At 68.4% G+C, this 23,242-nt stretch carries 17 protein-coding genes; 14 read left to right on the top strand and 3 right to left on the bottom strand.

What is annotated here, in order from left to right; translation table 11 throughout:
• The first annotated feature begins 24 nt into the window (after window positions 1-24).
• The 12 genes from kal (at window position 25) to rho (ending at window position 17,071) form a co-directional block, all read left to right on the top strand.
• On the top strand, window positions 25-393 hold the full coding sequence (gene kal, locus G7043_RS43965; protein ID WP_313888391.1) for a 3-aminobutyryl-CoA ammonia lyase: 369 nt from the start codon (window positions 25-27) through the stop codon (window positions 391-393).
• Window positions 394-462: 69 nt separating this feature from the next.
• Complete coding sequence (locus tag G7043_RS43960) at window positions 463-1,878, top strand: DUF4331 domain-containing protein (protein WP_166055021.1); 1,416 nt, start codon at window positions 463-465, stop codon at window positions 1,876-1,878.
• A 15-nt stretch (window positions 1,879-1,893) separates the two neighbouring features.
• Entirely contained in the window at window positions 1,894-2,925 is a 1,032-nt protein-coding gene (locus G7043_RS43955) for a tetratricopeptide repeat protein (RefSeq protein WP_166055019.1), read from the top strand.
• Window positions 2,922-4,277 (top strand): nickel/cobalt transporter, encoded by a 1,356-nt coding sequence (locus G7043_RS43950; protein WP_207312545.1) that lies wholly within the window; start codon window positions 2,922-2,924, stop codon window positions 4,275-4,277. The genes G7043_RS43955 and G7043_RS43950 overlap by 4 nt, the downstream gene beginning before the upstream one ends.
• 15 nt (window positions 4,278-4,292) lie before the next feature.
• Window positions 4,293-4,610 (top strand): hypothetical protein, encoded by a 318-nt coding sequence (locus tag G7043_RS43945; protein WP_166055017.1) that lies wholly within the window; start codon window positions 4,293-4,295, stop codon window positions 4,608-4,610.
• 99 nt (window positions 4,611-4,709) lie between these two features.
• Window positions 4,710-5,036 carry a GntR family transcriptional regulator gene (locus G7043_RS43940; RefSeq protein WP_166055224.1) on the top strand — a complete coding sequence of 109 codons (327 nt, stop codon included), beginning with the start codon at window positions 4,710-4,712 and terminating at the stop codon, window positions 5,034-5,036.
• Between the two features lie 307 nt (window positions 5,037-5,343).
• Window positions 5,344-6,510, top strand: a complete 1,167-nt coding sequence (locus G7043_RS43935; RefSeq protein WP_166055015.1) for an acyl-CoA dehydrogenase family protein — start codon at window positions 5,344-5,346, stop codon at window positions 6,508-6,510.
• On the top strand, window positions 6,507-8,471 hold the full coding sequence (locus G7043_RS43930; protein WP_166055013.1) for an acetate--CoA ligase family protein: 1,965 nt from the start codon (window positions 6,507-6,509) through the stop codon (window positions 8,469-8,471). Before G7043_RS43935 ends, G7043_RS43930 begins: the two co-directional genes overlap by 4 nt.
• A gap of 2 nt (window positions 8,472-8,473) precedes the next feature.
• Window positions 8,474-10,075, top strand: a complete 1,602-nt coding sequence (locus G7043_RS43925) for a thiamine pyrophosphate-binding protein (RefSeq protein WP_166055011.1) — start codon at window positions 8,474-8,476, stop codon at window positions 10,073-10,075.
• A gap of 52 nt (window positions 10,076-10,127) precedes the next feature.
• The gene (locus G7043_RS43920) at window positions 10,128-15,203 is read left to right on the top strand and encodes an NACHT domain-containing protein (RefSeq protein ID WP_166055009.1); all 5,076 of its coding nucleotides are present in this window, start codon (window positions 10,128-10,130) and stop codon (window positions 15,201-15,203) included.
• Between the two features lie 30 nt (window positions 15,204-15,233).
• On the top strand, window positions 15,234-15,788 hold the full coding sequence (locus G7043_RS43915) for a DUF4360 domain-containing protein (RefSeq protein WP_166055007.1): 555 nt from the start codon (window positions 15,234-15,236) through the stop codon (window positions 15,786-15,788).
• 257 nt (window positions 15,789-16,045) lie between these two features.
• Window positions 16,046-17,071: a transcription termination factor Rho gene (gene rho, locus G7043_RS43910; RefSeq protein ID WP_313888390.1), complete on the top strand. Its 1,026-nt coding sequence runs from the start codon at window positions 16,046-16,048 to the stop codon at window positions 17,069-17,071.
• Here the strand turns inward: rho and G7043_RS43905 are convergent.
• On the bottom strand, window positions 17,052-18,536 hold the full coding sequence (locus G7043_RS43905) for an APC family permease (protein ID WP_207312544.1): 1,485 nt from the start codon (window positions 18,534-18,536) through the stop codon (window positions 17,052-17,054). The genes rho and G7043_RS43905 overlap by 20 nt on opposite strands.
• Window positions 18,537-18,627: 91 nt before the next feature.
• On the opposite strand from G7043_RS43905, the gene G7043_RS43900 reads away from it, so the two are divergent.
• Both G7043_RS43900 and G7043_RS43895 read left to right on the top strand, forming a co-directional pair.
• A complete protein-coding gene (locus tag G7043_RS43900; protein WP_207312543.1) occupies window positions 18,628-19,758 on the top strand; it encodes a Glu/Leu/Phe/Val dehydrogenase dimerization domain-containing protein in 1,131 nt (376 codons plus the stop codon).
• A gap of 9 nt (window positions 19,759-19,767) precedes the next feature.
• Window positions 19,768-20,190 carry an SRPBCC family protein gene (locus tag G7043_RS43895; RefSeq protein ID WP_166055001.1) on the top strand — a complete coding sequence of 141 codons (423 nt, stop codon included), beginning with the start codon at window positions 19,768-19,770 and terminating at the stop codon, window positions 20,188-20,190.
• Here the strand turns inward: G7043_RS43895 and G7043_RS43890 are convergent, their stop codons facing one another.
• Both G7043_RS43890 and G7043_RS43885 read right to left on the bottom strand, forming a co-directional pair.
• Window positions 20,191-20,748: an EF-hand domain-containing protein gene (locus G7043_RS43890; RefSeq protein ID WP_166054999.1), complete on the bottom strand. Its 558-nt coding sequence runs from the start codon at window positions 20,746-20,748 to the stop codon at window positions 20,191-20,193.
• Window positions 20,749-20,765: 17 nt separating this feature from the next.
• Window positions 20,766-23,144, bottom strand: a complete 2,379-nt coding sequence (locus G7043_RS43885; protein WP_166054997.1) for an ATP-binding cassette domain-containing protein — start codon at window positions 23,142-23,144, stop codon at window positions 20,766-20,768.
• Between the last annotated feature and the right edge of the window lie 98 nt (window positions 23,145-23,242).

The following is a 23,242-nucleotide window of genomic DNA, read 5'->3' as shown; positions in this document are numbered from 1 at the left end:
GGGGCTTTGGTCGAAGGTTTTTCGGTGACGCATCGCCGTTACGTGCCGCACTCGCACGCTCACTACGGCGGCAACCTGGTCGACGGCGCCTACGGGCTCGGCATGTTCGGTGACGTCGCCACCGAGTTGCTGATCCACACGGACTCCGACGAGGGGCTGTTCGCGGGGTACAGCTCCGTCGAGTTCGCGGCGCCGATCCAGGCCGGCGACGTCGTCGAGGCGACGGCGACGTTGGTGCGCATCGGAAAACGCTCGCGTGAGATCGAGTTCGAGGCACGGGTGGTGTGCCGCTCGGCGCCCGAACGCGGACCTTCGGCGGCGGACGTACTGACTGAGCCGATCGTCGTAACGCGTGCCCGCGGCACCGTCGTCGCTCCGAAAGCCGCTGAGTAACAACACAATCACGACCGAACCGGCGGGCGTCCTGCTCCGAATCCCTGGCTGTTGGAAGGGAGCAGGACAATGCCAACTAGCAACAAGAAGCGATTACGCCGCGGTGCGATCGCCGCGGCCGTCGTCGCGGCGGCGGCGGCGATACCGGCGGCGGAGGCGTCGAGCCATCGCGAGGCGCCGCTGATCGCCGCGGACCCGGCGGTGGACAACACCGACGTGTACGCCTTCACCAGCCCGGACAGACCCGACACGGTCACGCTCGTCGCGAACTGGTTCGGGCTGCAGGAACCCAACGGTGGCCCCAACTTCTACCCGTGGGCCACGGACGCCCGGTACGACCTCAACATCGACGCCGACGGCGACGCGGTGCCGGACAAGACCTTCCGGTTCACCTTCACGACCGACGACCGGCGCGGTGGCAAGTCGCCGACCTTCCTCTACAACAACGGGCCGGTCACGTCGATCAACGACGACAACCTGTTGTTCCGGCAGAACTACAACCTCGAACTGATCGAGGGCCCCAAGACCACTCCGCTGGTGCGCAACGGCAGGGCGGCGCCGTCCAACACCGGTCCCGCGTCGTTCCCGGACTTCGGCGCGATCAGGGACCAGGCGACGGCCAAGCTCCCCGGTGGCGGCCAGGTCTACGTCGGACCGTCGGAGGACTCCTTCTTCCTGGACCTGCGGGTGTTCGACCTGCTCTACGGAGGAAACCTCAAGGAGGTCAACCAGGACACCTTGATGGGCTACAACGTCAACACCATCGCCATCCAGGTGCCCAAGACGATGCTCGCGCTGAAGGGCGACCCGAAGCGCAACCCGGTGATCGGCGTGTGGAGCGACACCGAACGCCGCTCGCTCAAGCTCGAACCGGGCAAGGCGACCCCGCAGGGCGACTTCGTCCAGGTGTCGCGGCTGGGCAACCCGCTGGTGAACGAGGTCGTGTCCTCGGCACCCATCAAGGACGCGTTCAACGGGCTGCAACCCGTCAACGACGCGAAGGTGCAGGCGTTGCTGGACCGGGTGAACGACCCGGAGCTCGCCCGGCTGATCCAGGCGATCTACGGCATCCCCGCGCCGAAGACGCCGCGCGCCGACCTGGTGGAGATCTTCCTGACCGGGATCACCACGAAGGCGGGCGGCCCGATCAAGGCCGACCTCAACTCGCAGCTGAACAACGCCGACGTGGACCCGAAGAGGTTCTCGCCGTCGGAGATGTTGCGGCTCAACATGTCCACGCCGGTGACGAAGAACCCCAACCGGCTGGGCGTGCTCGGCGGCGACCTGCAGGGCTTCCCGAACGGCCGCAGGCTGGCCGACGACGTCGTGGACATCGAGATCCAGGCCGTGGTCGGCGCGGCGCTGACCGGCAAGCTCGTGCCGGCGCTCGCCAAGGGCGACCGGGTGAACGCCAACGACGTTCGCTTCGGTGACAAGTTCCCGTACGTCGGCCTGCCGAGCAACAGGGCGGTCAACTCCCGCTAAGCGAAGGTGCCTCAGATGTGGAAAACCATTCCGCTGCTGGCAGCTTTGCTCGCCGTTGCCGCCTGCGCCTCCCCGCAGGCGGCAACCCCCGCCGCCACGCAGACCTCCTCCCTGCAGCGCAACGCGGAGTCGTTGCAGGCCAAGCTCCGCCGAACTCCGACCGACGCGGCCTCGTGGGCCCAGCTCGGGGCCACGCACGTGGAACTCGCCCGAGTCACGTTCGACCCCCAGCACCACTCCCGCGCCGACAAGGCGTTGACCGAGTCGTTGCGGCTCAAGCCGGACGCCAACGGTGAAGCGTTCATCGGCCGCGGTGCGCTCGCCAACGCCAAGCACGACTTCGCTGCCGCCCGTGACTGGGGTCAGCGAGCGGTCTCGACACTTCCGGACTCCGCTCAGGCGCAGGGCGTGCTGGTCGACGCACTGACACAGCTCGGTGACGACGCCGGTGCTTCTGTTGCCCTGCAACGCATGCTGGACCTGCGACCGGGGGTTGCGTCGTTCACCCGCGCCGCTTACCACTTCGAGTTGCACGGTCGTCTGGACGACGCTCGGGAGGCTCTGAACCGGGCGTTGGAGGCGGCTTCTTCGGCGGAGGAGGCGGAGTTCTGCCGATTCCAGCTGGACGAGCTGAAGGGGCGGACGAACGAGGAGGCGCTCGAGGTTTACCGCGGGCTCGTGGCGAAGGCGCCGTCACCGGAGTACCTGGTGAAGTACGGCAAGGCGCTGGACAAGGCCGGTCGGCCGCAGGAGGCGCGGGCGCAGTACGACCTCGCGCTGCAGCAGGTGCGGGCGCTGGGCGGCGACGATCTCACCGCCGCGTTGATCACGGCCGATCACGGTGATCCCGCTGAGGCGTTGCGGTACGCCGAGAAGGAGTGGGCGAAGCGGCAGAGCGTCTTCACGGCGGACGCGATGGCCTGGGCCCTGCACGTCAACAAGCGTTCCGCCGAGGCCTTGCCGTACTCGGACAAGGCGGTCGCGCTCGGCTGGCGGGACGCGGAGGTCCTGCGGCACCGCGAGGCGATCCTGGGGAGTCTGCGATGAGGGTGCTCGTGCTGGTGTTGTTCGGAATGCTGCTGATGGGCGGGGTCGCGCAGGCGCACCCGCTGAGCAACCTCAGCGTGAACCACTACGACGGCCTGCGGGTGTTCCCCGACCGGATCGAGCTGCGGTCCGTTGTGGACAGTGCGGAGATCCCGACCCTGCAGGACCGCGAGTTCGTCGACGCCCGAAAGCGCTGTTCGGAACGCGCGAAGTCGTTGAACGCCATGGCCGACGAACGCGAGCTGTCGTTCGAGGTGCGCGACGCCGGCGTCGTGCGGCCGCCGGGGGAGGCCGGTCTGCCCACGATGCGGTTGACCTGCGAGTACAGCGCCCTGCTGGCGGTGCGCGGCGAGGTCGAGGTGACGTTCAGCGACTCGTACCTCAAGGACAAGGTCGGCTGGCGCGAGATCACCGTCGTCGGTGTCGACGTCGCGGTGTCGGGCGCGCCGGCCGAGTCGATCAGCGACGAACTGCGGAACTACCCGGACGACCTGCTGTCCAGTCCGCTGGACGTGCGGGCGGTGCGGTTCGTCGCACAACCAGGAGCGGGGACGGTCGTCACCCCTCCTGGAGCGTTGGGGGAAGCCACGAAGGCGGCCGTCGGCCTGGTGGGTGATCTCACCCCGGTGGTCGGAATCGGTGCGGTCCTGCTGTCTCTGGTGCTGGGCGCGTCCCATGCGGCGCTGCCCGGCCACGGCAAGACCGTGATGGCCGCCTACCTGGCGGGTTCGAGGGGAACCCGCCGCGACGCACTCCTCGTCGGGGCCACGGTCACCATCACCCACACGGCGGGTGTCCTGGTGCTCGGGCTGCTGCTCAGCGTGTCCAGCGTGATCGCCGGCGAGTCAGTTCTGCGCTGGCTCGGCCTCACGAGCGGTCTGCTGGTCGCGGTGATCGGAGGAGTGCTGCTCCGCTCGGCGGTGCGTTCCCGTGGTCGTAAGCGTGCCCAAGAAGGGCATGTGCACAGTCACGGACATGGTCACGGACACGGTCATGGGCACGGACACACCCACGGCCACGGTCATGGTCATGGGCACCGCCGGGCGGGGCTCGTCGGAATGGGAGTCGCGGGCGGCCTGGTGCCGTCGCCGTCCGCGCTGGTCGTGCTGCTGGGCGCGATCGCGCTGGGCCGCACGTGGTTCGGCGTGGTGCTGGTGCTGGCGTACGGCCTGGGCATGGCGGCGACGCTGACCGCCGCCGGGTTGCTGCTGGTCTCACTGCGGGACCGGTTCGGCCCGCGGCTGGCCCGCTTCGCCCGGTTCCGCAGGTTCGCGGACTTCACGCCGCTCGGCACCGCGGCGCTGGTGATGCTCGTCGGAGTCGGTCTGGCCACGCGCGCGCTGGCCGGTTGAACAGGAAGAAGGATCATGAAGAAGCTCATCGTGCCGGCCGTGCTCGCGCTGGCCGCCCTGGCCGCGTGTTCCACGACGTCGGAGACGGCCACCGCCCGGTTCGACGACGAACAGCAGTCGGACATCTCCTGCCTCAAACATCAGGACCAGACACCGGGGGAGGAGTACTTCGACGAAGGTAATTGGGACACCGTCGTCTCGTTGTCCATCCTCCGCTACTACACCTCGAACGGCACAAAGCCCTACTGCGACGGCAAAGAAGCCACGGCCGCCGACCAGGGCTGGCGCAAGCTCTACGTCCAGATGGGCGCGGACCAGACCAATCTCCGCTGATTCGACCGCAACCTCCGCGTGATTCCTCCGTTGGTCAATACAGAGGTAGTGACAGGCCGGGGAGGATGGGGAGCAGTGAAGATCGACCACCACGGGGAGATGCCGCCGTACGAGCAGGTGCGTGTGCATTACGCGAGCGCCATCTCGAACCGCGAACTGGCGGTGGGAGCCAAGCTGCCCACCGTGCGAGCCCTGGCCAAGGATCTGGGCCTGGCGGTCAACACGGTGGCGCGCGCCTACCGTGAACTGGAGGAAGCCGGTCTCGTCGAAACGCGGGGCCGCGCGGGAACCGTGGTGAGCGCGAACGGCGACAACAACCGCGAGCGCATCCGTGCGGCGGCGGCCCAGTACGCGACGATGTCCGCGGAACTGGGCCTCACGTCGCAGGAAGCCCTGGAAATCGTGCGGGCGGCGCTGCGGCCCTGATCGGCTTCTCTGCCCGGAGGGGTAGGTCGGCGGCGTGCCGGGTCTTGAGCCTCCACCCGCCGTCGACCGGTCGCGTGCCCGTGCTGGCAGCGGCTGAGCCGTCCACGCCGGTGTCCGAACGCGTCTGTCAACCCACCGTTCGGCGATCTGTGGACAACTCCCGGTAGGCCTGCTCCAGCGCGTGACGATCCCGCCCTGAACAGGCGAATCAGTCACCCGTTCGCGACCCTACAGACACGTCTTGACACAGTTAGGCTGCCCCGTGGATCGTGAATAACTGATTCGTCAGTCAATTTAGGGGTGCGAGATGGGGCGGACCGTCCGGGACGGCCTGCGGCTCACGGCCGAACAGGAGCAGTTCGTCGAACTGGCCAGGAAGTTCGCCGCCGATCACATCCGGCCGCGAGGGCGCGCTGTCGACGAGGCGGACACCGAGTCGCCGCTCGACGTGTGGGAGAAGGCGTCCGAGCTCGGGCTGACGTCGTTCATGATCGGCGAGAAGTTCGGTGGCGGCGGTGTCACCGACCTGCTCACCCAAGTGCTGATCCAGCAGGAGCTGTGCCACGGCGACATCGGCATCGGCAACCTGATCACGTCCAACGGCTTCTTCAGCGCCCCGATAGAGCACCTCGGCACGACTGAGCAGCAGGAGCGGTTCCTCAGTCCGCTGACGACCCGGACGCCGCCGCTCACCGCCGTCGCGGTCACCGAGCCGGGCAGCGGGTCCGACGCGGCGAGCATCCAGACCTCGGCTCGGCGTGACGGTGACTCGTACGTCCTCAACGGACAGAAGACCTGGATCTCCAACGCTCCCTACGCTTCGCAGTTCGTGATCTTCGCGACGGTGGATCCCTCGAAGCGGTCCCGCGGGGTGACCGCGTTCGTGGTGCCGGGGGACGCTCCCGGGCTGACGGTCGGGCCGCCGTTCCAGAAGATGGGGCAGCGGGCGATCGTCAACGCGGAGGTGTTCCTCGACGACGTGCGCGTGCCGGTGGAGAACCGCCTCGGCGAGGAGGGGCAGGGCTTTTCGGGGCTGATGCGGACGTTCGACGCCTCGCGCATCCTCATCGGCGCCGCCACGACGGGGTTGGCGAGGGCGGCCCTGGACTTCGCTTCGGAGTACGCGCGGGAACGGACGCAGTTCGGGGTGCCGATCATCCAGCACCAGGCGGTGGCGTTCCGGCTCGCGGACATGGCCACACGCGTCGACATGTCGCACCTGCTGACCGTGCGCGCGGCGACGTTGTACGACGCCGGTGAGGCCGTGGCGCAGGAGTCGGCGATGGCGAAACTCGTCGGTTCGGAAAACGCCATGTGGTGCACGCACGCGGCGGTGCAGACGTTGGGCGGCTACGGCTATTCGCGTGAGTACCCCGTCGAACGCTGGATGCGCGACGCCAAGCTCGAGGAGATCGAGGAAGGCACCTCGGACATCCAGCGCCTGATCATCTCCCGCGGCCTCGGTGCGAGATGATCTTCTCCGATCCCGCGTCCGTCGCGGTCGTGGGCGCCAGTGACGACCCCGCCAAGTGGGGCCACTGGCTCGCGCGCGGAGCCTTGACCGGGCGTGACCGCCGGGCCGTGCACCTCGTGAACCGCAGCGGTGGATCGGTTCTCTCGCACCCGACCGTCCGTTCCCTGTCGGAACTGTCCGAGGCGCCGGAACTGGTCGTGCTGGCCGTGCCCGCCGCCCACGTGCCGGCCGTGGTGGACGAGGCGTTGGCGGTCGGTGTGCGCGGATTCGTCGGCATCCCTTCTGGTATCGACGACGGGGTGATCGGCCGGATTCGTGAGTCGGGGGCGCGCCTGCTGGGGCCGAACTGCCTGGGCGTGTTCGACGCGGCGACGTCGCTCCACCTCGCGTGGGGGCATTTCCAGCCGGGGTCGCTGGGTGTGGTGTCGCAGAGCGGGCAGGTCGGGCTGGAGATCGCCGGGCTCGCGGCCGCGTCGGGGATCGGCGTCTCGCGGTTCGTCTCGGTGGGCAACCAGGCGGACGTGACGGCGGCGGAAGCGTTGCTGGACCTGGTTTCCCACGATCTGACCACGGTCGTCGGGGTCTACCTGGAGAGCTTCGGCCCAGGGATCGTGGCGGCCATGTCCGAGCTGTGTGCGGCCGGGAAGCCGGTGGTGTTGCTGACCGTCGGTTCCTCCGCGGCGGCGCAGGAGGCCGCTTTGTCGCACACCGGAGCGTTGACGTCCTCTTTGGACGTGGTCGACGCGGCCTGCCGCCGGGTCGGCGCGGTTCGGGTGACGACGCCGGCCGCGCTGGTCGATCTGGCGGCGGTGCTGTGCTCCGGAGTGCCTCGAGGGCGCCGGGTCGGGATCATCTCCGACTCCGGTGGGCAGGGGGCGATCGCCGCGGACCTCGCTTGTGCCGCTGGGCTGCTGGTGCCGGCGTTTCCCGGAATGTCGAACCCGATGGACCTCGCGGGGGCGGGGGAGCAGGACCTGGAGAACTACGCGCGTGCGGTATCGGCTTTCGTGCGCGGTGGAGAGGTCGACACCGTCGTGTTGTCCGGCTACTTCGGCAGCTACGGGGAGGACACGCCTTCTCTGGAGTCGGCCGAGGTGGCTGTCGCCTCGCGGATTTGCGCGCTGGCAAGGGAAGCAGGCGTGTCGGTCGTCGTGCACAGCATGCGGGTGGAGTCGGCGGCGGTGCGTGCGTTGCGAGCCGGTGGGGTGCCGGTGCAGCACACGATCGAGCGAGCGGTGGCCGCGCTCGGACATGCCACGCGACTTGGTGCGACCTCCCACGGGGTTGTGCTGCACGACGCGACAACGGCCGTGCCGTTCGAGCCCGGTTACCTGGCCGCACGCGAGCTGCTCAGCTTCGTCGACTTCCCCAGGGCGCACGCCGTCACGTCGGCCGCCGAGGTGAAGGCGACCACGCTCAACGGACCGTACGCCCTCAAAGCCGGCTGGCTGGCCCACAAGAGCGAGCACGGCGGCGTGCGGCTCAACCTCACCGACCCCGCGACGGCGTTCGAGGAGATGGAGGCCAGGCTGGGCCCCGGCACCTACGTCCTGGAGGAGATGGACACGCGCGAGCACACCGTCGAGCTGATCGTCGGCGCGAAGCGGGACCACTCGTTCGGCCCTGTGATCCTCGTCGGCGCGGGCGGCGTCCACGCGGAGTTGTTCAAGGACACCGCGATCGAGCTCGCGCCCGTGACTCCCGCCACGGCCAGGGACATGCTGGCCCGCCTCGTCTCCGCCCCGCTGCTGTCCGGCTGGCGCGGCGCGGAACCCGTGGACGTGGCGGCGTTGGCCCAGGTCATCGCGAAGGTGTCCGAGACGCTCGTGGCCAGACCGGATCTGGCCGAGATCGAGCTGAACCCCGTGCGCGTAGGGCCCGGCGGCGTGCTGGCCGTCGACGCGCTGGTCATCCCTTCGGACGACGCGGTGAACGACACGGCCGGACGACACGTGGCATGAGCATGACCCCTCCTCGACTCAGCGGGGGTGACGCGCTGGTGCGCGCACTCGTCGCGCACGGCACCGAGCTGGTGTTCGGCATCCCCGGCACCCACAACCTCGGCATCTACCGCGCCCTGGCCGAGCACGACGTCAAGCACGTCACCCCGCGCCACGAGCAGGGCGCCGGTTTCGCCGCCGACGGCTACGCCCGCGTCACCGGCAAACCGGGCATCTGCCTCACCACGAGCGGCCCGGCCGTGCTCAACGCCATGACCGCGATCACCCAGTCGTACTCGGACTCCGTGCCGGTGCTGCTCATCTCACCGGGCATGCCGCTGCGCCACCCCGGCCGCGGCAACGGCACCCTGCACGAGGTCCGTCACCAGAGCGCCGCGCTCGAAGCCGTGATCGGCTACTCGAACCGCGTGCACAGCGTGGCCGAAATCCCGCTGGCCGTCGCACAGGCCTTCGCGCACATGACCTCCGGCCGCCCCCGCCCGGCGCACCTGGAGATCCCGCTGGACCTGATCGACGCCGTCGAGAAGGTCAGCGACGTGGCCCCGGTCCCGCTCGCCCACCCGCCGGCCGACGCCGTCACCATCGCCGCGGCTGCCCGCCGCCTGAGCAGCGCCGAACGTCCAGGCTTCATCATCGGCGGTGGTGCCAAGGGCGCCGCCGAAGAGATCACCACCCTCGCCGAACGCCTGGGCGCCCCCGTGGTCGCCACCGCCAACGGCAAAGGCACCTTCTCCGAACACCACCGGCTCTCCATAGGCGCGGGTCTGCACCACAAGGCGGTCGCCGATTTCGTCGCCGAATGCGACGTCGTGGTGGCCATCGGCACCGAACTGGCCTCCACCGACCTGTGGAACGGCCCGCTGAAGTTCCCCGGCGACCTCATCCGCATCGACGTCGACCCGGCGCAGATGATCACCAACGCCAACCCCGACTACCGCCTCGTCGGCGACGCTCACGCCACCGCAGAAGCCCTGAACCAACGCCTCGGCAAGGGCAACGCCGGCCAGGATTCGGTTCAGCGCGCCGAACGCTGGCAGAAGCTCTTCCGCAAACACGCCCGCACCCAAGGCGCCACCTGGCTGCCGCTCGTGGAGGCCATGCGCGAAGTCCTGTCCCCAGGCGCCATCATCGCCGGCGACAGCGCGATGGTCTGCTACTACGGCACTTTGTCCAACCTGCCGCTGGAAGGCCCGGCGAGCTTCCTGTACCCCACCGGCTTCGGCACCCTCGGCTACGGCCTGCCGGCCGCCATCGGCGCCAAGATGGCGGCCCCCGACCGCCAGGTCGTGGCCCTGCACGGCGACGGCGGCATGATGTTCACCCTCCCCGAACTGGCCACCGCGGCCCAGGAACGCCTCGCCCTGCCGGTGATCATCTGCGACAACGGCGGCTACGGCGAGATCCGCCGCGAGATGGTGGACCGCAGCGAACCCGTGCACGGCGTGAACCTGCCCGGCATCGACTTCGTCCAGGTCGCCAAGGGCCTCAACTGCCACGGCGTCACCGTCGACGACTCCGACAGGCTCGCCACCGCCCTGCGCAAGGCCTTCGCCGCGGACCGTCCGACCGTGATCCACGTGGTGGGCGACCTGGCCGGGGCCTGACCGTCCTTGTTTTGTCCACAAATGAACTAGCTTGCCGTGAGAGCATCGCGCGATGGCGCGCGACGACCTGAACTTCTCCACGGGCGACGTCGGAGGTCACTCGCTGCAGGCCCACACCATCCGCGACGTGCACTTCCACCCTGGCAAGGCACCGAGACCCACGTACGACCCACCGCGGACGTGGGCGGACGCGCCACAGCCGCCGCCAGAGATCCAGTCCCTGCTGCGGGCGCAGATCCACGCCGCGAACGACTCCTCCTATCGACTCCCAGGCGCCCGCAAGCCGTCGTTGGACACCGTCTACGTACGCCAGGACCTCGGCAACGCCGTCGAGGAACCCGAACAGCCCCGCCAAGGACCGGTCCTCGACGACGACGGCAGGTTGATCGAACCCGCCGCTCGCCCGATGGTGCGCCTCACCGTTCGCCCGCCGTCTCTCACGTTGCCCGAGGCACTGGACGGCGACGCACACCTGGTGGTCACTGGAGGCCCCGGCCTCGGCAAGTCCACCCTGACCCGGCGTCTCGCCGCAGAGATCGCTGAGCATTGGACGCGGCGCGGCGATGCTCCGCTGTCCGAACCGGTTGTCCCGCTCCGAGTCACCGCCTACACCCTCGCCGCTCGCCTCGATGTCCCCTTCGCCCAGGCGCTGGCCGACAGCACGGCTGTCGAATACGGTTCCCTCCTGCGGGAACCCGTCGACAAGGACCTCTTCACCGAACGCGCGATCGGCTGCCGCTGGCTCCTCCTGGTGGACGGCCTGGACGAGGTCGCCGACGCCGAACTCCGCCTGCGCCTCCTCAACCGCCTCGCTGCCTGGGCATCGGACGACGCCTACCGGATCCTGCTCACCACACGTCCCACCGAAGGTGGTGCCCTCGCCCCTCTGCAGCGCATCGGTGCCGTTCGCTATGAACTGCAACCATTCGACGCTGCGGCGTTGGAACGCTTCGCCGCCAACTGGTTTCCCGGAGACGACGCTCAACGCTTCCTGCATCAGATCCGCGAAGCCCACCTCGACGAGCTCGTCGAGACTCCGCTTTTCGCCACGATCGCCGCGATCATCTTCGGCGAGTACGGCGGACAACCGTTGCCCGGCGACCAGTACTCGCTCTACGAGACCTACCTCGCGCACATCCGTCGCGGCAAGCCGGACGAGTTCGACCGGGAAAAACTCCTGGAACACCTCGCCCGCCTCCGTCTCGAAGAGGACCCGTCACTCCTCGCCGCCGCCCGCCGCTGGGTTGAGGAGCGTTGCGCACCGAACTCCCTGTCGTGGCAGGAGGACCTGACCGCCTACCTGCTCGCTGTCGGCCCGTTCGTGTTGCGTGGTGACGATCTCGCGTTCCAGCACCACAGCTTCGCCGAGCACCTGGCCGCCACTTCCCGTGCCCGCGAACTGCCAGACGAGTTCTGCCCCAACGCCTTCGCCGACCTCCTGCACGCCGCCGACGCCCGCGAGTCAGGCCGGTTCGCCCGTGCCGTGCTGCTCCACCACGCCCGTCTGCATCCCGCCGAGGCCGACAGGCTTCTCGACTGGCTGCACCGGGGCACCGCGGGCCAGCACCTCCTCGCGGCCCGCCTGCTCGCCCACCACCTACCGGCGTCGGCAGCGAGGACGGAGGCATTCCTCGCCACGGTCTGGGGCTGGGCCATGACCACGCACTACAACGCGGCCGACATCCTCGCCGAGGCCTCGCGCGCCACCCTGTTCCCCGGCCTGGCGGAGTGGCTCATCCGCCTGATGAACTGTTCGAACGCGCCTTGGCGATCACGAGCGGAAGCCGCCACGGCGCTCGCGGTGCGCGTCCGCGGGCCGCACACCCGGGACGCCGTCAGGTTCCTGCACCATCTGGTCGACGAGCCGCACGCGTCGGTGCACGACCGGCTCGTGGCCGCAGAAGCGTTGGCACAGTGCGGAACCAGCGAACGCGAAGCCGCCGCACGCGGCCTGCGCGCAGTCCTCACCGATCCCATCGCCACCGGCACGTCCGTGCGGGCCGCCGCAGTGATCCTGGCCGCGTTCGGTGGCGAAGCACGCGACTTCTCGATCAACGTGCTCACCCGGATTCTGTCCGATGTAGACTCGTCACCGCGTTCCATCGTCGAAGCGGCCACAGGTCTGCTGGAGATCGGCCCGGAGTTCGCGGACACCTGCGCGCGCCACTTCCTCTCAGTGCTGCGCTGCCCGACGATCACCTACTACGTCTGGCACGACGCGGCGCTCGGGCTCGCCTCGATCAGTTCTGCTCATCTCGACGAGGCTGCCGAAGAACTGACCGCGCACCTGACCGAACGCCGCCACCATGCCCGCGCACACGTTGCTGCGGCCAAGGCGCTGAGTGAGCTGGGACCGCAGCATCGGCGGGCGGCCGGCCAGCTCATCGCGGACTTGGCCAGGAACGCGGTCCGCGACCTGAACCGCAGCATCCTGCTCGGTCATCTGATCACCTATGGACCACAACGCGAGGTCGCGCTCGCCGAACTGCGGAAGATGCTCGACGAACCTCATCAGAACTGGAACAACATCACGCGGGCGGCCGCAGCACTGGGTGGTGCCGGACCGGCATACCGCGATGAGGCCGCTGCCGCTTTGCTGAACTCCGGCACACCGATGGGCTCGCACGATCACGTCACGGCTCTCGACGAGCTGGTCAACCTCGGCGATCCTCATCGCGCAGAGGCTGTTCGCGCGCTGCACGACCTGGTCGCCGACCCCGGTGTGCACGTCGAGGTCCGATGCCGCGCCGCTACTACGCTCATCAGGTCAGGCCCTGACCATCACCCGCGGGTGATGGCGCAGCTGCGGAAGCTCAGCGAGCCAAGCGCCCGTCAGCAGTTGGCCCAGGCCGGGGGCGTGGATGAGGCGCTGGCCGCACTGCTGGACTCCGCCCGCTCACCGGACGCCTCCGAGAACGTGATGGTGATGCTGGCCAACACGGTCCTGGGCGAAGACGGTGTGCGTGTGAAGGAAGCGGCGACTGTGCTGCGAGCCGCCGCGCGTGACGTGCGGCGGTCGACAGGGATCCGGATAGCCGCCGCGAACGGGCTCAGCGTGCTCGGCAATTGCTTCGACCGCGAGTCGGCAGTGGAACTGCGCCGGATCATCACCGGCGAGTCGATGATCACCAACTTCCTCTACCTCGCGTCCTATCACGGAGCCAGCGGGGTGGGCCCGCGCCGGGAACTCGCCGAAGGGCTGGCGGAGATCCTCGCCGGCGAACGAACCTCGGCCGGGCGGGCGTGGAACGCGGTGCAGGCTCTGGACGACCTGGGACACGGTGACAGCCAGGAGGCGCTGGCGGCTCTGGAACGTCTGGTGAACTTCCCCGGCCTCGCCGCCGACGACCGGGCCGAAGCGGCGGTCCTGCTCGCATCCCGGCGGCCGGCTTATCTCGACCGCGCAGCAGACCTGCTCGTGACTGCGGCCGAAGGGCTTCCCATCGAGATGCTCAGGGGTTTCGCGGCCGACCTGAGTTCGTTCGGCGCGGACGTGGCGGAGCGGTTCCGCGCCCGGCTCGACAGCCGCACGGCGACGTCGGCAGAGCTCATCGCCGCCGCCACCGTGCTCGCGGACTCCACCGAACTGCGCCGGCTCGCCCGGGACGAGCTGTTGCCGCTCAATTCACGCCGCTTCGCGGTGCAGAACCTGGTGTCGGTGGAGCCGGCCGCGCTGGAGGAGGCAACCGCCTTCCTGCAGTCCGTGATCGACGACAACGACGTCCCGGTCGACGAGCGCAGCCTGGCGGTGTGGTCCCTCACCCAGCTCGACCGGACGACCACGGCGTCGTCCATTCCCGTCCAGTGGCGGTTCGCGGAGGACGCGAGCGTTCCCGTGGACGATCGGGCGAGAGCGTTGCGGTGGCTGTACGTGCTGATGCGTCCGGTAGCGCCGCGCTACGAGCGGGCGGCGGTCGAGATCCTGCGCGACCCGGACGTGACCAGGAAGGCCTGGCGGTCGCTGATCACCACGGTGCCTCGTCCGGTGCGCACCGATCTGGAACGAACGCTGCTGCACGACCGCTCGCTTCCGATCGAGGACCGGGTGCCGTCCCCGGATCAGTGGGATGACCTGCCGTTGCGCGACGAGACCGTGGCGGAGATTCGTGACGTTTTGACGGCACCGGAAACTCCTCCCCGGCAACGAGCGAAAGCCGCCGCAATCCTCGCCGGGCTGTCGTCGACCTTCCAGGCCGAGGCGGTTGCGGTTCTCGAGCAACTGCGGGGGCACAAGGCCTTGTCAGCTCTCGCAAGTCTCAGCGAGACGCACTGGTGGCGCGTGCACGACAACGCGCTTGGACAGGTCGCGGACGAAGGACTGCTGTTCCGCGTCCGGCACGCCGCAGCCCTCCTGCTGCAAGACCTCGGCGCGGAACTCGGCACCGCCGTGCTGGACGTGTTGTGCGCCGCGCAGTCACGGCGACGCCGCATCGACGGACAGCTGGTGGCCACGGACCTGGAAGCGCTCCGCAAAACCCGCGACGACGCCGGCGAAGTAACCGCCGCACGAGTACGAGCGGCCTGGAAGCTAGCGCCGTACTCGGCCGATGATCGTGCCGCCGGGGTCGAGGTGATCGAGAAGATCGCTGCTGACGATCGCGAAAGGTCCGCGTTGCGCGTATGGACGGCTTGGTGCCTCGACGACTTCGGCGTGGCCGGGAGGAAACGGGCCGCGGACGTGGCTCGCGCGATGATCGCCGATTCGGGACTTCCGGTGCTGGCGCGGGCGGAGGCGGCCATGATCCTCCGCCAGGTCGAGCAGTCTGCCCGACGCGAGGCGTTGACCGTCCTCAAAGGACTGATTGAGCAAGTGGATCCGTTGCGGCGCGTGCGGGTGCTGAGCTGGGTCGGTGAGATCGACTCGGCGCGGGCGGTGGCGCCGTTGCGGGCGATGGGGAGGAGCGAGCCCAGCCCAGTGGTGCGGATGCGGTGTGCGCGGGCGCTGGTCGAGATGCGGCGGGACCAGCGGGAGGCCGCGTCGGTGATCGCCAGGGCGGTGGCGTGGGACGAGACGGTGCCGAGGCATGTGCGGTGCGGTGCGGCGCGTGATCTCGCCCGGTGGAGTGAGCTGATGCGGGAGGATGCGCGGGCCTTGCTGGTCCGATTGCGTGATTGCGGGGCTCGATAGGTTCTCCTGCAGTGACGTGAGGAGGCCTCGATGTTGGCTGTGGTGGCACTGCTGGCGACCCTCGTGCCGCCGCCCGGCCCCGTCACCATCGACGTGGTGAGCGTCAGCGGCTCGGGGTGCCCGGCCGGCACGGTGAGTGTGGGCATGTCGCAGGACAACGAGGCGTTCACGGTGACGTACAGCGACTTCCTGGTGCAGGGCAACGGCAGTGAGGCCAAGAAGAGTTGCACGATCGCGCTGCGGCTCAACCACGCCGCCGGGTACACGTACGGCATCGCGGCGACGGACTACCGCGGGTTCGCGCATCTGGTCGACAAGACCAAGGGTGTCGTGCGCAACGACTACCACTTCCCGGGGTTTCCGACGCGGCACAGCATGCACACGTATCAGGGGCCGATGAGTGACAACTGGCAGGTCACCGACACGCCGAGCGGGGTCGCGCACGGGCCGTGCAAGGACCGCAAGCCGTTGACCATCGAGGCCGAGCTCAAGGTCACCGGCAAGGGGAACACCAGCTTCATGACCATGGACTCGACCGACTCCAGCGTGAGCACCACGTTCCGGCTGGCCTGGAAGAAGTGCTAGGAATAACAAGCGCGCGTCGAGCGTTGTCTGCTACAGTCCGTTGTAACCGGCGGTGCGCCACGAGGCGCACGTAAGTTCCGACCAGCTGCTGGACGTTCTCCGATCCGCAGCCGACACCCCCAGCTTCACACGCTGGTGGACCCACATCAGATGCGGTCAGAACGCATCTGCGAGCGCACTCCTCCGACGAGAGCACGAGCTCAGGCGCGGAGTCGATGAAGCGCGTCTCAACCAACCCTCCTGAAAGGACAGACCCGATGCACATCGGTGTACTCGACATACGCAACAACAAGGCTTTTCTCGTTGACGGGCCGCAGGTGCCGCAGAGTCTTGTGAGGCAACACGACCTGCGCCGCGGCGACCAGATCAGCGGCGAAGCCGAGAGCGACAAGCTCATCAGCGTGGACACGGTCAACGGGCGCAAGCCGCACCCGCGGCCGAAGTTCGCGGACCTGACGCCGCTCTACCCCAACCAGCGACTGCGGTTGGAGCACGACCCGGACGAGCTGACCAGCCGCACGATCGACCTGGTCATGCCGGTCGGCAAGGGGCAGCGGGCGCTGATCGTGGCGCCACCCAAGGCAGGTAAGACCATTGTGCTGCAGCAGATCGCGCAGGCCATCGCCAAGAACGACCCCGACGTTCACCTGATCGTCGCGCTGGTCGGCGAACGGCCCGAAGAGGTGACGGACATGCGCGGCACCATCCCCGGCGAGATGTTCACCTCGACCTTCGACGAGCATCCCAACGAGCACATCCGGGTCGCGGAGCTCGCGGTCGAGCGGGCCAAGCGGCTGGTCGAGGACGGACAGGACGTGGTGATCCTGCTCGACTCGCTCACGCGCCTCGGCCGCGCGTACAACCTCGCGCAGCCCAACGGCGGGCGCATTCTCAGCGGTGGTATCGACGCCAGGGCGTTGACGCCGCCGAAGCAGTTCCTCGGTGCTGCGCGCAACATCGAGGACGGCGGCAGCCTCACGATCTTCGCGACCGCGCTGGTCGAGACGGGATCGTTGGCTGACACGGCGATCTTCGAAGAGTTGAAGAGCACTGGCAACGCCGAGTTGAAGCTCGATCGCAAGGCCGCGCAGAAGAGGATCTACCCGGCGGTCGACCTGCAGCAGTCCAGCACCCGCAAGGCGGAACTGTTGGTCTCCCAACAGGAACTCGCCATCACGGACGCGATGCGCCGGGCCATGGTCGATCGCGACATCGACGTGCTGCTCGAAGGGCTGCGCAAGACCGGGAGCAACGCGGAGTTCCTCATGCAGATGTCGAAGTGAAGTCCCGGTCCAGCGCGCGGGTAGGGGAACCCAGCGCGTAGAACAGGAAACCGATGCCGATCACGATCAGCAGCGGAACCACCTGCGACAACGTGTAAGCGGAACGCTCTCCGGCGAACGCCGCGGGCAGCTCCAGCGGCCAGATCAGCACCACGACGGTGAACGCCACCAGGCCAGTGGTCAGAATCGTTGTCAGCAAAGCAAAAGGTGCTCGGAACGGGCGCGCCACCAAGGGCAGGCGCCGGCGCAGCACCAGCATCGACGGGAACGTCAGCAGGTAGCTGATGAACGTCGTCGAGATCACCAGCGCGAGCCCGGCGGTGAAATACTTCTCCGAATCGCCGCCCGTCAGGTTCAACGCCGTCACCAGCACGACGGAAGCCAGCAGTCCGGAAAGGACGTTCACGCGCAGGGGCGTGCCGTAACGGGAGGAAAGCCGCCCCAGGTAAGCAGGTCCGGCGCCGTCCGCGCACGCCACCGCCTGGGCCCGATGAGCGCCGATCGCCCACGAGACGCCGGAGGTCAGCACGCCGATGATCAAACCGGCCGCGCAGACGGTCCCGAGCATCGCACCCGCTCCGGTCAGCGTCACGGTTCCGTCGGGAGCCACCGAACCGCCGTAGACGGTCAGCACCTGTTTGGCGGCGTCGATGAAACCGCCCAGGCCGTGGATCTGGGAAGCCGGCACCACCAGCAGAATTCCCAGGATGGGCCCGCCGTACAACAGGAACGACGCGATGCCCGCCCGCAGGATCGCGAACGGCACGGTCTTCTGCGGGTCCGTCATCTCCTCGGTCGCGGCCGACGGCAGCTCGAAGCCGACGTAGTTGAAGATCAGCACCGGCACCAGCGCCACGAACCCGGCCCAGGTGGGCACGAAATCCCCGCCGGACAACGGTTGCACGCCGTTTCTCACCGCGTACACCACGACCGACAGCGTGAAGAAGCCCAGCAGCACGATCCGGGCGAATGCTCCCGCGATCGGCACCCACTTGCCGATTCGCAACGAGGCGGCGACCGCCAGAACGCCGATCCAGATGAACAGAAGACCCGCGACGTGCTTGCCGAAGAGACCCAGCGGCAGGAAGAACCTCTCGAACGTCGTCACCGCGATGATCGCCAGTGTGCCGCCCATCCACAGTGGATTGGACAGCCAGTACAGGACCTGGTTCACCCCGGCGGCGAGGCGTCCGAACGCGAGCTTGGTCCACACGTAGGGGCCGCCCTCGACCGGGAACGCCGTGCCGAGCTCGGTGGTCAGGAACCCGTACGGCAGGAAGAACACCACCGCCAGGATCACCATCCAGACGAGGCCCTGGGGTCCGTTGGCGGCGACGCTGCCGATCGTGTCCAGGCCGACGAGGGTGCAGAGCAGGTAGAACGTCACGTCCGTCCGGCGCAGTGACTTGCGCAGGTGGGTGCGTTCGCGCAGCCAGTTGCCGCTGAGAGGCTGTACCTCGCTCACGGGTCCTCCAGATGGTTAACTGATCCGTCAGTCAGTTATTTGGACGGACCATGTGACCGCGGTCATACGCTGAAGTCAAGAGGTGCTTTCGATGAGTTTTCTCCAGGTCACCTGGTCCGACCCGGCCACGCAGGCGCGCGGCTACCTCGTCATCGACCGGCTCGTGCGCGGGGTGAGCAGCGGAGGACTGCGCATGCGCGCGGGCTGCACGCTCGACGAGGTGCGCGGGCTGGCCGAGGGGATGACCGCCAAGGAGGCCCTCAACTACGACCCCCAAGCGCGCTACGTGCCGCTCGGGGGCGCCAAGGGCGGCATCGACTTCGACCCCTACGACCCGAGGGCCGAAGAGGTCCTCACGGCCTACCTGTTCGCCATGTCGCCCTACATCGAGCGGTTCTGGGCGATGGGGGAGGACCTCGGGCTTCGGCAGTCCACGATCGACAGGGCCATCGAGAAGATCGGCCTGCAGTCGTCGATCCAGGCCGTCTACCCGTTGCTGGACGACGAGCAGAAGGCCCGTCAACGTCTCGCGGACGCCTTCGCGGTCACAGTCGACGGCGTCAGCCTCGACGAACTGGTCGGCGGTTACGGCGTCGCGCAGGCCGCGCTGGCCGGCATCGAGCACCTGAACCTGCCGAACCCCACCGCGTTCGTGCAGGGCTTCGGCTCGATGGGCGGCGCGACGGCCCGCTATCTCGCGCAGGCGGGCGTCAGGATCGTCGGGCTCGCGGATGTCCACGGTGTGGTAGCCAACCCTGCCGGGCTCGACGTGGAAACCCTTTTGTTGTCCCGGGATTCGCACGGCGGTATCAACAGGACGAAACTCCGCGAGACAGACCTCCAACTCGACCGCGACAGGTGGCTCGACGTCGAGGCGGACGTCCTCGTCCCGGCCGCCACGAGTTACGCGATCAACGCGGACAACGCGAAATCGGTCCGGGCCAAGCTGATCGTGGAAGCGGCCAACATGCCGGTCACCCCGGAGGCCGAGGACCAGATCGACGCGCTGGTCATCCCGGACGTCGTCGCGAACTCGGCGACGAACTCCTGGTGGTGGTGGACGCTGTTCGGCGACATCGAGGCCACGGCCGAGTCGGCGTTCGACCAGATCGGCACGAACATGCGCCGCCTCGTGGCCAAGATCGTCGACGCACCCTCGCCGCGCAAAGCCGCCACCGAGATCGCGGCCGCGGCGGTGCAGGAGATCGAGAAACGGTTCTAGACTCGGGGAATGCCCGGTTTGCAGCACGTCATCACGATCGCGGCCCCGCCCGAACGAGTCTGGGCGGTGCTGATCGACGTCGAGCGGTGGCCGGAGCGGATCCCGACGGTCGACGAGGTGGAGCGTCTCGACGACGGACCGCTGAAGGTCGGCTCCCGCACCCGGTTGCGCCAGCCCAAGCTGCCCGAGGCGGTGTGGACGGTCACCGAGCTGACCGAGGGGAAGTCCTACACCTGGGAGCAGAAGTCGCCCGGCGTCACCGGGGTCGCCTCGCACCTCGTCGAACCGCACCCGGACGGCACCCGGCTCACCCTCGCGCTGGACATCTCCGGTCCGCTGGGCGGGATCGGCTGGCTGTTCACGAAGAAGCTGGCCAAGCAGTACGTCGAGACCGAGGCCGAGACGATCAGGAAGTTCGCCGAGCGCGGCTGATCAGTCCAGCGGACCGAACAACCAGGCGCCCGGCCCGTCCGGGTCCTCCGAGAAGTAGTACGCCCTGATCGCGGCCAACAGGTCGTCGGTGCTCACCAGACCGTCGCCGTCGTGGTCGAGCCGGGCGTGCACGGCGCGGGCGTCGGCGGAGCGCAGGTTCATCAACGCCTCGCTCCACCGCACGTACTCGTCCACGCCGAGGTGGCCGTCGCCGTCGTGATCGGCGACGGCCACCAACGCGTCGAGGAACGGCAGGTAGCTGTCGTCGAACGACTCCGGCCGCCCCAGCAGGCGCAGCGCGAACGCCCTCTTGTACTCGGTGAGGCTGATCCGGTCGTCGTCGTTGGTGTCCGTCACGGCGGAGAGGTGGTCCCACACGCCCAAGAGGTGCTCGTGGAACCGCCTCGCGCGAAGATCGTCGTCGCTCAGGCCGAACGCGGCGGTGGTCCGGGAACCTGCCTGTTCGAAGTCCGAGCGCTCGATGAACCCGTCCTGGTCACTGTCGTAGGTCTCGAACCTGCGGGTGAGCTTGCGGTCCAGGAACGCCGGGATCTCCATGCCCCCTTGGTACCCGCTCAGCGCTTCTTGCGACGCGCCGGGGCACCCACGTAGTCCGCCAGGTGCTCGCCGGTGAGCGTCGACCGGTCGGCCACCAGGTCGGCGGGCGTGCCCTCGAACACGATCTTGCCGCCGTCGTGACCGGCGCCGGGACCGAGGTCGATGATCCAGTCGGCGTGCGCCATCACGGCCTGGTGGTGCTCGATCACGATCACGGACTTGCCCGAGTCGACCAGGCGGTCCAGCAGGCCGAGCAGCTGTTCGACGTCCGCCAGGTGCAGACCGGTCGTGGGCTCGTCCAGGACGTAGATGCCGCCCTTGTCTGCCATGTGCGTCGCCAGCTTCAACCGCTGCCGCTCGCCACCGGACAACGTGGTCAGCGGCTGTCCCAACGACAGGTACCCGAGACCGACGTCCGCCAGCCGCGCCAGGATCGCGTGTGCGGCAGGGGTCTTCGCCTCGCCAGCACCGAAGAACTCGACGGCCTCGGACACCGGCATCGCCAGCACCTCGGAGATGTCACGCCCGCCGAACTTGAACTCCAGCACGGCCTGGTCGAACCGCTTGCCCTCGCAGACGTCGCACGGCGACTCGATCGTCGCCATGATGCCGAGGTCGGTGAACACCACGCCCGCGCCGTTGCAGTTCGGGCACGCGCCCTCGGAGTTCGCGCTGAACAGGGCGGGCTTCACGCCGTTGGCCTTGGCGAACGCCTTGCGGATTGGCTCCAGCAACCCGGTGTAGGTCGCGGGGTTCGACCGCCGCGAGCCCTTGATCGGCGTCTGGTCCACGACGATCGCGCCGGCGTCGCGCGGCATCGACTGGTGGATCAACGAGGACTTGCCCGAGCCGGCCACACCCGTGACGACGGTCAGCACGCCGAGCGGGATGTCGACGTCGACGTCACGCAGGTTGTTCGTCGAAGCGCCGCGGATCTCCAGCGCCCCGGTGGACTTGCGGACCTCGGACTTCAGCGACGCGCGGTCGTCGAGGTGCCGCCCGGTCACGGTGTCGCTCTTGCGCAACCCCTCCAGAGTGCCCTCGAAGCAGATCGTGCCGCCGTTGCGGCCGGCGCCGGGACCGAGGTCGACGACGTGGTCCGCGATCGCGATCGTCTCCGGCTTGTGCTCGACGACGAGGACGGTGTTCCCCTTGTCCCGCAACCGGAGCAGCAGGTTGTTCATCCGCTCGATGTCGTGCGGGTGCAGCCCGATCGTGGGCTCGTCGAACACGTAGGTCACGTCGGTCAGCGCGGACCCGAGGTGCCGGATCATCTTCACGCGCTGCGCCTCACCGCCGGACAACGTGCCCGCGGGCCGGTTCAGCGACAGGTAGCCGAGGCCGATCTCGACGAACGAGTCCAGGGTGTGCGCGAGCTTGTCCAGCAACGGCGCGACGGACTTGTCCTTCAGGCCGCGGATCCAGTCGGCGAGATCGGTGATCTGCATGTCGCACAGGTCCGCGATCGACACGCCCTTGATCTTGGACGACCGGGCGGCCTCGGTGAGCCGCGTGCCACCGCAGTCGGGGCAGGTGCCGAACGTCGCCGCGCGGTCCACGAACGCCCGGATGTGCGGCTGCAGCGCCTCGCGGTCCTTGGACAGCATGGACTTCTGCAGCTTGGGGATCAGGCCCTCGTAGGTCAGGTTGATGCCGTTGACCTTGATCTTGACCGGGTCCTTGTACAGGAAGTCGTGCAGTTCCTTCTTGGTGTACTTGCGGATCGGCTTGGCCGGGTCGAGGAAACCGGACTGCGCGAACGTCTGCACGGTCCATTGGTTGTCGACGTTGTAGCCGGGCACCTTGATCGCGCCCTCGAGGATCGACTTCGACTCGTCGTAGACCTCGGTCATGTCGATGTCGGAGACCTTGCCACGACCCTCACAACGAGGACACATGCCGCCCGTGATCGAGAACTCGCGTCTCTCCTTGACCTTCTGGCCGGCCTTCTCGATCACGACCGCACCCGCACCGGAGATCGAGGCGACGTTGAACGAGAACGCCTGCGGGCCGCCGATGTGCGGGGCGCCGAGACGGCTGAACAGGATGCGCAGCATGGCGTTCACGTCGGTCGCGGTGCCGACGGTCGAACGTGGGTCCGCGCCCATCCGCTGCTGGTCGACCAGGATCGCCGTGGTGATGCCCTCCAGCAGGTACACCTCGGGGCGCGGCAGCGTCGGCATGAAGCCCTGGACGAACGCGCTGTAGGTCTCGTTGATCAGCCGCTGCGACTCCGCGGCGATCGTGCCGAACACCAGCGAGCTCTTGCCGGAACCGGAGACACCGGTGAAGACCGTCAGGCGGCGCTTGGGGATCTCCACGTCCACGTCGCGCAGGTTGTTCACCCGCGCGCCCTGCACGCGGATCAGATCGTGAGTGTCGGCGTCATGCGTCATGGCGCAAAACCTAGCTCCGCGACCCCGCTCGTGCCTTCTTGATTCCTGATTGGTTACCCGCGCGTCGACGTACCGCTGTTCACCCACACGAACCCCAC

This window comes from Lentzea alba (assembly GCF_011067745.1).
In the GTDB taxonomy this organism is placed as follows: Bacteria; Actinomycetota; Actinomycetes; order Mycobacteriales; family Pseudonocardiaceae; genus Lentzea; species Lentzea alba.
This window is presented reverse-complemented; position numbering and strand designations above follow the sequence as displayed.